Genomic DNA, 6,354 nt, shown 5'->3' with positions numbered 1-6,354 from the left:
CAGGTACTCCACTGGCCTTGAGGGCCGCGCTGACTTGTGGGAGCTGGCTTGCCGGCGATTGGGCCGCAAAGCGGCCCCGTGCGGTCTTACAGGATGTAACGCGACAGGTCTTCGTTCTGCGCCAGCTCACCCAGGTGGCTGTTCACATACGCTGCGTCGATCTGGATCGGCGCTTCGTCATGAGTGCTGGCCAGGTCGCCAGCGCTGAACGACACCTCTTCGAGCAAACGCTCGAGCAGGGTGTGCAGGCGGCGGGCACCGATGTTCTCGGTCTTCTCGTTGACCTGGTAGGCAATTTCGGCCAGGCGCTTGATGCCGTCGGCGAGGAACTCGATGTTCAGGCCTTCGGTCTTGAGCAGGGCCTGGTACTGCTCGGTCAGCGACGCGTGCGGCTCCTGCAGGATGCGCTCGAAGTCTTCCGGAGTCAGTGCCTTGAGCTCCACACGGATCGGCAGGCGGCCTTGCAGTTCGGGCACCAGGTCGCTCGGCTTGCTCAGATGGAACGCACCCGAGGCAATGAACAGGATGTGGTCGGTCTTGACCATGCCCAGCTTGGTGTTGACGGTGCAGCCTTCGATCAGCGGCAGCAAATCGCGCTGCACGCCTTCACGGGACACGTCGGCGCCGCCAACGTTACCGCGCTTGGCAACCTTGTCGATTTCGTCGATGAACACGATGCCGTGCTGTTCGACCGCTTCCAGGGCCTTGGCCTTGAGCTCTTCCTCGTTGACCAGGCGGCTCGCTTCTTCATCGCGAACCATCTTCAGCGCTTCTTTAACCTTCAGCTTGCGCGCCTTGCGCTTGCCTTTGCCCATGTTGGCGAACAGGCTCTGCAGCTGGTTGGTCATTTCTTCCATGCCGGGCGGCGCGGCAATTTCGACGCCCACTGCATCGGCCACTTCGATCTCGATTTCCTTGTCGTCCAGCTGGCCTTCGCGCAAGCGCTTGCGGAACAGCTGGCGGGTGTTGGAGTCGGTGCTGGTCTGCGCGGCTTCCTCGGCGAAGCTGCTGACCCGCGCCTGCGGCAGCAGGGCGTCGAGGATGCGGTCTTCGGCGGCGTCCTCGGCGCGGTGGCGCACGCGGATGATCTCTTGCTCACGCAGCATCTTCAGCGCGGCATCGGCCAGGTCGCGGATGATCGACTCGACGTCGCGGCCCACGTAGCCCACTTCGGTGAACTTGGTGGCTTCGACCTTGAGGAACGGCGCGTTGGCCAGCTTGGCCAGGCGGCGGGCGATCTCGGTCTTGCCGACGCCGGTGGGGCCGATCATCAGGATGTTTTTCGGGGTCACTTCTGTGCGCAGCTCGGCGGGGAGCTGCATGCGCCGCCAACGGTTGCGCAGGGCGATGGCCACGGCGCGCTTGGCGTCGTCCTGGCCGATGATGTGGCGGTTGAGTTCGTGGACGATCTCGCGGGGGGTCATGGACATGATGAAAATGGTCCTCGGGCGGAATGAATCAGCGTGGAAAAACCCCATCACCGGGATGAGGCGCCAGAACAGCTGATCAGTCGGCCAGGTCCTGCTCCTCGATGGTCAGGTTGTGGTTGGTGAACACGCAGATATCGCCAGCGATGTTCAGGGCGGTCTCGGCGATTTCACGGGCCGAGAGGTCGGTCTTGTTCAGCAGGGCGCGGGCTGCGGCCTGGGCGTAGGCGCCGCCGGAACCCATGGCGATCAGGCCGTCTTCGGGCTCGACCACATCGCCGTTGCCGGTGATGATCAGAGAGGCGTCCTTGTTGGCCACGGCCAGCATGGCTTCCAGGCGGCTCAGGGAACGGTCGGTACGCCATTCCTTGGCCAGTTCCACGGCGGCGCGGACCAGATGGCCCTGATGTTTCTCGAGCTGGCCTTCGAAGCGCTCGAACAGGGTGAACGCATCGGCGGTGGCGCCGGCGAAGCCCGCGATGACCTGGCCGTGGTACAGGCGGCGCACCTTCTTGGCGTTGCCTTTCATCACGGTGTTGCCGAGGGATACCTGGCCGTCGCCGCCCATGACGACTTTGCCGTTACGGCGGACAGAAACGATGGTGGTCAAGGGGAGAGTCTCCACGCAGCGGGGCGAAAGTGCCTGATGCAGACTCATATGGGGGTGGGGGGAAGGATTTCAACCGTGGGGGATGAATGGTCGGTGCAGGCTCAAGGTTGTACGCGGTCAATGTGGGAGCGGCCTTGCGTCGCGAAAGGGCCGCGCAGCGGCCCCAGGTTCTCGGCATCATGCATAGATTGCTGGGGCCGCTTTGCGGCCCTATCGCGATACAAGGCCGCTCCCACAGGGGTTACTCAGGCCTCGTGGCAGACATGCCCATCGACCAAGGTATAACGCACCGCACCCGGCAGGCAGTGGCCGATGAACGGGCAGTTCTCGCCACGCGAGAACCACTGCTCGCCGGCCACGGTCGAGGCTTGCGGGTCGAACAGCACCAGGTCGGCCGCGCCACCCACTTTCAGCTCGCCGGCCGGCAGGCGCAGGGCCGCCGCCGGGCCGCTGCTCAGGCGGGCCAGCAAGGTTGGCAGGTCGAGCAGGCCGTCCTGCACCAGGGTCATGGCCAATGGCAACAGCAGCTCGACGCTGCTGATGCCCGGCTCGGTGGCGCCAAACGGGGCCAGCTTGGCGTCGCGCTCGTGCGGCTGGTGGTGGCTGGAAATCGCCTGGATCACCCCCGACTTCACCGCCTCGCGCAGGCCGTCGCGGTCGGCGGCGGTGCGCAGCGGCGGCTGCACGTGGTACAGGCTGGAGAACTCGCGCAGCGATTCGTCGGTGAGAATCAGCTGATACAGCGCCACATCGGCGGTCACCGGCAGGCCCAGGGCCTGTGCCTGGGCGATCAGCCGCGCGCCGCGGGCGCTGGTGATCTGGGTGAAGTGCGCCCGCACGCCGGTCTGTTCCACCAGCAGCAGGTTGCGCGCCAGAGCCACGGTCTCGGCGGTTTCCGGGATGCCCGGCAGGCCGAGGAAGCTGGCCATGGCACCTTCGTGGGCCAGGCCACCGTGGGCCAGGTCGCGGTCCTGGGAGTGGAACACCACGGTCAGGTCGAAGGTGGCGGCGTATTCCAGGGCGCGGGCCAGGGTACGGTTGTTGGGGATTTCCTTCAGGCCATTGCCGAAGGCCACGCAGCCGGTGTCGCGCAGGGCCACCAGCTCGGCCAGTTGCTCGCCTTCCAGGCCCTTGGTCAGGGCGCCGATCGGGTAGACCTTGCTGTTGGCGGCCTCGCGGGCGCGGTCGAGGATCAGTTCGGCCACGGCCGAGGTGTCCAGCACCGGCTTGGTCTGCGGTGGGCAGCACAGGCTGGTGACACCGCCGGCGACGGCGGCGCGGGTTTCACTGGCGATGTTGCCTTTGCGGCTGTAGCCCGGCTCGCGCAGGGACACGCCAAGGTCGACCAGGCCGGGCGCGGCGACCAGGCCGTCAGCCTGGATCGTGCGGCTGGCGCTGAACCCGGCCGGTGCGGCGCCGATGGCGGCAACGCGGCCGCAGTCCAGGTGCAGGTCGGTGACCTGGTCCAGGCCGCTGTTGGGGTCGATGACCCGGGCGCCGAGAATACTGATGGTCACTGGGCGTTCTCCTGGTCGAATTGACGTTGCGCGTTCTGCCCGCTCATGGCCATGGACAGCACGGCCATGCGCACGGCGATACCGTAGGTGACCTGGTTGAGGATCACCGAGTGCTTGCCGTCGGCCACCGCCGACTCGATTTCCACGCCACGGTTGATCGGGCCCGGGTGCATGACGATGGCGTCGGGCTTGGCGCCGGCCAGGCGCGCGGTGGTCAGGCCGAACAGGCGGTAGAACTCGCCTTCGCTGGGCAGCAGGCCACCGGCCATGCGCTCACGCTGCAGGCGCAGCATGATCACCACATCGACGTCCTTCAGGCCTTCGGCAAGGTCGGTGTATACCTTCACACCATACTGCTCGATACCGATCGGGATCAGGGTTTTCGGGCCGACCACGCGAATGTCCGGGCAGCCCAGGGCTTTGAGCGCCAGCATGTCGGAGCGAGCCACGCGCGAGTGCAGGATGTCGCCGACGATGGCCACCGACAGGTTCTCGAAACTGCCCTTGTGGCGGCGGATGGTGAGCATGTCGAGCATGCCCTGGGTCGGGTGCGCATGCCGGCCGTCGCCGCCATTGATCACGGCAACTTCCGGGCACACGTGCTCGGCGATGAAGTGCGCGGCCCCGGAATCGGAGTGGCGCACCACGAACATGTCGGCGGCCATGGCTTCGAGGTTGCGCAGGGTGTCGAACAGGGTTTCGCCCTTGCTGGTCGAGGAGGTCGACACGTTCAGGCTGATCACGTCGGCCGACAGGCGCTGGGCCGCCAGTTCGAAGGTGGTACGGGTACGTGTGGAGTTCTCGAAGAACACGTTGCACACGGTCTTGCCGCGCAGCAACGGGACTTTCTTCACGGCCCGGGCACCGACTTCCAGGAAGGAGTCGGCAGTGTCGAGGATCTCGGTGAGCAGTTCGCGGGGCAAACCGTCGAGTGAGAGGAAGTGGCGCAGCTGGCCCTGATCATTGAGCTGCAGCGGGCGCTTGGCGTCGATTGGCGTCATCGCGGGGGACTCTTAAAGGGCGGAAGCGGAGGCGAGGTCCTGGCGCTCGAGGGCGAGCGGTGCGGGTCCGGTCAATTTTACCCGTTCATGGGCGGCCAGCGACAGGGTGGCGCCGAGTACATTCGGGCGGATTGGCAGTTCGCCGGCATCCAGGTCCAGCAGGCAGACCAGGGTGACGCTGGCCGGGCGGCCATAATCGAACAGTTCGTTGAGCGCGGCGCGCACCGTGCGGCCGCTCATCAGCACGTCATCCACCAGCACCAGGTGCTGGCCCTCGACCTCGAACGGCAGCTCGGACGGGCGCACTTGCGGGTGCAGGCCGTTCTGGCTGAAGTCGTCGCGATAGAACGACACATCCAGAGTGCCCATGGGGCTGGTGTCGCCCATGGCTTCCTGCAGGGCCTGGGCAACCCAGACGCCGCCGGTGCGGATGCCGATGTAGCGCGGTTCGGTAATTGCCCGGCGGGCCAGGTGGGCGCGAAGGTCGACGGCCATCTGCCGAATCAGTTCGGCTGGATCGGGTAGGCTCATTGCAGGCTCCTCGGAAGGGTGCGCCGGGCGGGCCCGGCGGCAAAGATGATCAGGTATTGGCCTCCAGCCAGCCTTGCAGCAACAGGGCGGCCGCGATGGCATCGACCGGGTTGTCGCGGTAGCTGCCGCGCTGGCCGCCACGGGCCATGCGCTCGCCCTTGGCCTCGAAGGTGGTCAGGCGTTCGTCGTGGGTGTGCACGGGCAGGTTGAAGCGGCCGTTCAGGCGGCGGGCGAACTTTTCTGCGCGGGCGCTCATTTCGCTGGGGGTGCCGTCCATGTTCAGCGGCAGGCCAACGACGATTGCATCCGGCTTCCATTCGGCAATCAGCTTTTCCACCTGGGCCCAGTCCGGCACGCCGTTCTGTGCCTTCAGGGTGCAAAGCTCGCGGGCCTGGCCGGTGACCACCTGGCCGACGGCTACGCCGATCTGTTTGCTGCCGTAGTCGAAGCCCAGCAGCAGACGCAGTTCAGGGTGCAGTTCGGCCATCAGGCATGGCCCGCCTGGCTGGTCAGCAGGTTCAGGTTGATCCCCAGGCTGGCGGCGGCGGCTTCCAGGCGCAGGTCACTGGTCAGGCCGAAGATGATTTCCGGGTCGAACGGGCAGTTGAGCCAGGCGTTGTCGGCAAGCTCCGCTTCCAGTTGGCCCGCTTCCCAGCCGGCATAGCCCAGGGTGATCAAGCTCTGTTTCGGACCTACGCCGGCGGCGATGGCAAGCAATATGTCCTGCGAAGTGGTCAGCGATAGCCCCTCCAGCGCCACGGTGGCCTGGAAACTGCATTCGCTGCTGTGCAGCACGAAGCCGCGGTCGGTCTGTACCGGGCCACCTTGGTAGATCGGCACCTGCAAGGTGCTGGCCGGTGGCATTTCGTCCGGGCGCAGCTGCTCGAGGATGTCGGCCAGGTTCAGCTCCTGCGGCCGGTTGACCACCAGACCCATGGCGCCATGGGCATTGTGCTCGACAATGTACGTGAGGGTCTGGGCGAAGTTCGGATCGGCCATGTGCGGCATGGCGATCAGGAACTGATGCTTGAGGTAGCTCGGCGTGAGGGTTTTCATGGGGGATAGTGTGGCGCCAGGTGGCGAGGCTGACAAGGTGCTCGGCATGGCTGTTTTGAGGCTGCTGTGCAGCCCATCGCCGGCAAGCCAGCTCCCACACCGATCGCATCGATCTCAAGCCATGTGCTATCCCTGTGGGAGCAACTGTCTTGCTCAATTTCTAAAAGCTGGCGTGATCCCTGTGGGAGCGGGCTTGCCCGCGAACACGGGCG

Annotated in this window: 7 protein-coding genes; all 7 read right to left on the bottom strand. The window is 65.9% G+C overall.

Going from position 1 to position 6,354, the window contains the following annotated elements:
- Positions 1–86: 86 nt before the first annotated feature.
- The 7 genes from hslU to ACK1U9_RS09575 all read right to left on the bottom strand — a co-directional run bounded on the left by hslU (position 87) and on the right by ACK1U9_RS09575 (position 6,142).
- Positions 87–1,430, bottom strand: coding sequence for an ATP-dependent protease ATPase subunit HslU (gene hslU / locus ACK1U9_RS09605; protein WP_085599815.1), 1,344 nt, complete (start codon positions 1,428–1,430; stop codon positions 87–89).
- 76 nt (positions 1,431–1,506) lie between these two features.
- Positions 1,507–2,037 carry an ATP-dependent protease subunit HslV gene (gene hslV / locus ACK1U9_RS09600; RefSeq protein ID WP_003249309.1) on the bottom strand — a complete coding sequence of 177 codons (531 nt, stop codon included), beginning with the start codon at positions 2,035–2,037 and terminating at the stop codon, positions 1,507–1,509.
- Positions 2,038–2,282: 245 nt separating this feature from the next.
- On the bottom strand, positions 2,283–3,554 hold the full coding sequence (locus ACK1U9_RS09595; protein WP_449109855.1) for a dihydroorotase: 1,272 nt from the start codon (positions 3,552–3,554) through the stop codon (positions 2,283–2,285).
- Complete coding sequence (locus ACK1U9_RS09590; RefSeq protein WP_046613439.1) at positions 3,551–4,555, bottom strand: aspartate carbamoyltransferase catalytic subunit; 1,005 nt, start codon at positions 4,553–4,555, stop codon at positions 3,551–3,553. Before ACK1U9_RS09590 ends, ACK1U9_RS09595 begins: the two co-directional genes overlap by 4 nt.
- A gap of 12 nt (positions 4,556–4,567) precedes the next feature.
- Positions 4,568–5,086 carry a bifunctional pyr operon transcriptional regulator/uracil phosphoribosyltransferase PyrR gene (gene pyrR, locus ACK1U9_RS09585; RefSeq protein WP_025340908.1) on the bottom strand — a complete coding sequence of 173 codons (519 nt, stop codon included), beginning with the start codon at positions 5,084–5,086 and terminating at the stop codon, positions 4,568–4,570.
- A 49-nt stretch (positions 5,087–5,135) separates the two neighbouring features.
- Positions 5,136–5,573 carry a Holliday junction resolvase RuvX gene (gene ruvX, locus ACK1U9_RS09580; RefSeq protein WP_013974530.1) on the bottom strand — a complete coding sequence of 146 codons (438 nt, stop codon included), beginning with the start codon at positions 5,571–5,573 and terminating at the stop codon, positions 5,136–5,138.
- Entirely contained in the window at positions 5,573–6,142 is a 570-nt protein-coding gene (locus ACK1U9_RS09575; RefSeq protein ID WP_015272081.1) for a YqgE/AlgH family protein, read from the bottom strand. Before ACK1U9_RS09575 ends, ruvX begins: the two co-directional genes overlap by 1 nt.
- Positions 6,143–6,354 lie beyond the last annotated feature (212 nt).

Source organism: Pseudomonas sp. XP1 (assembly GCF_053557675.1).
This window is presented reverse-complemented; position numbering and strand designations above follow the sequence as displayed.